Genomic DNA, 3,835 nt, shown 5'->3' with positions numbered 1-3,835 from the left:
CGTCCGTCATGGGTTCCATCAACGGCGAGTGAAACGCGTGCGAGACCGCCAGCCGGTGCATCCGCGCGCCGCCGGCGGCCAACCGGTCGGCGACCGCCCCCACCGCGGCCTGCTCACCGGAGAGCACCAACGAACGCGGGCCGTTGACCGCCGCGATGCTCACGGCGCCGTTCAGCAGGGGGGCCACCTCGTCCTCGGTCGCGGCCACGGCGATCATCACCCCGCCGGCCGGCAGCGCGGCCATCAGGCGACCGCGCGCCGCCACCAGCCGGGCCGCGTCGGGCAGCGAGATCGCCCCGGCCACGCACGCCGCGGCGATCTCGCCCACCGAGTGGCCGATCACCACATCCGGTGTGACGCCGAAGGACTGCCACAGCGCGGCCAACGCGATCTCCACCACGAACAGTGCCGGCTGGGCGAATTCGGTGCTCTGCAACAACTGCGGGTCGGTGCCCCAGATCACCTCGCGCAGCGGCAGCCGCGTGTGCGCGTCCACCGCCGCGATGGCCTCATCGAAGGCCTGCGCGAACACCGGAAAGCGGTGGTACAGTTCGGCGCCCATGCCGAGCGACTGGGAGCCCTGCCCCGGAAACACGAACACTCGCTTGCCCACCGACCGGGTCCGGCCGACCAGCACGGCCGGATCGGGGCGCCCGGCCGCCAAACCCGCCAACCCCGCGGTCAGGGCGGCCCGGTCGGCGCCGATCAGCACCGCGCGATGCTCGAAGGCCGCCCGGGTGGTCGCCAGCGACCAGCCCACGTCCACCGCCCGCGGGCCCGCCTCGACGTTCAGCCGGTCCAGCAACCGTTGCGCCTGAGCGGTCAGCGCCTCGGGCGATCGGGCCGAAAGCACCCATGGCACAACCGAATCGGGCGTCTCCAGAACCGGCTCGGTATCCTCGTCGAGGGTCGCGGGGGGCTGCTCCACGATGACGTGCGCGTTGGTGCCGCTGATCCCGAACGACGAGACGCCCGCCCGCCGTATCCCGCCGTGGTCGGGCCACGGCCGCGGATCGGTCAGCAGCGAGACCGCGCCGGCGGACCAATCCACGTGCGGCGACGGGATGTCCACGTGCAGCGTCTTGGGCAGCACCCCGTGCCGGATCGCCTGAATCATCTTGATCACCCCGGCCACCCCGGCCGCGGCCGAGGTGTGGCCGATGTTGGATTTGATCGACCCCAGCCACAGCGGGCGGTCCGCGGCGCGATCCTGCCCGTACGTCGCCAGCAGCGCCTGGGCCTCGATGGGGTCGCCGAGCACCGTCCCGGTCCCATGGCCCTCGACCACATCCACGTCCGCGGCCGTCAACCCGGCGTTGGCCAGCGCCGCCCGGATGACGCGCTGCTGCGACGGCCCGTTGGGTGCGGTCAGACCGTTGGACGCGCCGTCCTGATTGACCGCGGTACCGCGCAGCACCGCCAGCACCGGATGCCCCAGCCGCCGGGCGTCAGCCAACCGCTCCAGCACCAGGACGCCGGCGCCTTCCGACCACGAAGTCCCGTCCGCCGCACCGGCATACACCTTGCAGCGACCGTCGGGGGCCAGCGCACGCTGGCGGCTGAACTCGACAAAGGCCGCGGGGGTGGCCATCACGGTCACGCCACCGGCCAGCGCCAGATCGCACTCCCCGGACCGCAGTGACTGCGCGGCCAGATGCATGGAGACCAACGACGACGAGCACGCGGTATCCACCGACACCGCGGGGCCCTCCAGGCCCAACACGTAGGACACCCGGCCCGAGGTCACGCTCAGCGTCGAGCCGGTGAGCCCGTAGCCCTCCAGCTCGCCCTTGACCTCCCCGCCATAGCCGGCGTGGATGACGCCCGCGAAGACGCCGGTCGCCGAGCCGCGCAGCGTGACGGGATCAATCCCGGCCCGCTCCAACGCCTCCCAGCAGATCTCGAGCATCATCCGCTGCTGGGGGTCCATGGCCAGCGCCTCGCTGGGCCCGATGCCGAAGAAACCGGCGTCGAAATCGCCCGCGTCCGCCAGGAAACTGCCCTGCCGGGTGTACATCTTTCCCTTGGTGTCGGGGTCGGGGTCGTACAACCCCTCGACGTCCCAGCCGCGGTCGGCCGGGAAGTCCGACACCGTGTCGCGGCCCTGAATCACCAACTCCCACAAGTCTTCCGGCGATTCGACTCCACCGGCGTAACGACACGCCATGCCCACCACCGCAACGGGCTCGGAGAGCCGGCCCTCCAGTTCCGCGACGCGCCGCCGGGTCCGCCTGAGATCCGCGGTGACGCGTTTCAGGTAGTCGACGTGCTGCGAGGTGCCCGGCATCGTTGCTCCTTGCGGCGGGGGGTCAGCGGCCGAGTTCTTCATCGAGGATCGCAAAGAGTTGGCTTTCGGTGGCGGCGTCGAGGTCGTCGTCGAGGTGTTCGGCGTCGGAAGGCCGGCTCGGCGCAACCGCGGCCAGCAGGTTGTGAATGCGGGCCCGCAGCACCGACTTGTCGTCGGCGTTCCAGTTGGGCGCGCCGAGCAGCGCCTGCAGTTCGCGGGTGATGTCGTTGAAGCGACCCATCAGGTTCGGCGGTTCACCGGCGTCACCGGCCAGTTGAGTGTCGAGATGCGCGGCCAGCGCGACGGGTGTCGGGTAGTCGAAGATCAGCGTCGGCGAAAGGGTAAGGCCGGTGGCGTTTTTGAGGCGGTTCCGCAGTTCGACGGCGGTCAGCGAATCGAAGCCGAGCTCGCCGAAGGCGCTGCTGGAGTTGATGTCCGCCGGATTGGGCACCCCGAGCACCATCGCAGCGTTGGCGCAGACCAAGTCGACCAGCTCGCGGTGGCGCGCCTCGGGGCTCAGCACGTGCAGGCGCGCCGAAAGCCCCGCCGTCGACGCGGTGACGTCGGTGTCGTCGATGACGCGCCGGGTCGGGCCGGCGACGAGCTCGGACAGCAGCGGGGGCAGCGCGGCGATGTTGTCGGACAGCGCGGCGCGGTCCACCCGCGCGGCCACCAGCACCGCAGCGTCCACCAGCATCGCGGCGTCGAACGCGGCCAGCGCCTGCTCGGTGGACAGCGGCGCCAGCCCGATCCTGCTCATCCGCGCCTTGTCGCGCTCGCCGAGGTGCGCGGTCATCGCCGACGCCTGCTCCCACAGGCCCCAGGCCAGCGACAGGCCGGGCAATCCGTGGGCCCGCCGGTAGGCGGCCAGCCCGTCGAGGAAGCTGTTGGCCGCCGCGTAGTTCGCCTGACCCGGGGTCCCCACGATCCCGGCCATCGACGAGAACACCACGAACGCCGAGAGATCCAGGTGCCGGGTGAGCTCGTGCAGGTTCCACGCCCCGTCCACCTTGGCGCGCAGCACCGCGTCCACCCGATCCGGGGTCAGCGATGAGATCAGCCCGTCGTCGAGAATCCCCGCGGCATGGACGATTCCGCGCAGCGGATACTGCGCCGGTATCCCGGCCAGCATCCGTGCGGCGGCCTCCGGGTCGGCGACGTCGCAGGCCACCACCGACACCCGCGCGCCGCAGCGCTGCAGGTCGGACACCAGCTCGGCGACCCCGGGCCCCCGGTCGCCGGTCCGGCTGGCCAGCACCACGTGGGCCACCCGGTAGCGCTCGACGAGGTGGCGGGCCAGCGCGGAACCGGCCATGCCGGTGCCGCCGGTGATCACCACGCTGGCCCCGGCCAGGCCACCGCCGCAGCCGCTGAGCACCTCACCGGGACCCGACGGGACGGTCAGCGCGACCTTGCCGATGTGGCGCGCCTGGCTGAGGTACCGATAGGCCGTCGCGGCGCAGCGGACATCAAACGTCTTGAGCGGCAACGGTGTCACGATTCCGTCCGCCAGCAGTTCGGTGATCTCGGCCAGCATGGCCGCGGTGC

Annotated in this window: 2 protein-coding genes; both read right to left on the bottom strand. The window is 71.8% G+C overall.

Annotated features, from left to right (window positions below; all coding sequences use genetic code 11):
• Window positions 1-2,287 (bottom strand): type I polyketide synthase (locus tag A9W96_RS25325; protein WP_156765404.1); only part of this gene is annotated, 2,287 nt, incomplete at its 3' end.
• 22 nt (window positions 2,288-2,309) lie between these two features.
• On the bottom strand, window positions 2,310-3,835 hold a 1,526-nt coding region (locus A9W96_RS25320; protein WP_156765403.1), incomplete at its 5' end, for a type I polyketide synthase.

It is taken from the genome of Mycobacterium sp. 1245852.3 (genome assembly GCF_001669335.1).
Taxonomy (GTDB): Bacteria; Actinomycetota; Actinomycetes; order Mycobacteriales; family Mycobacteriaceae; genus Mycobacterium; species Mycobacterium europaeum_A.
Note: the sequence above shows the minus strand (reverse complement) of the source record. Positions and strands in the feature narration are given on the sequence as shown.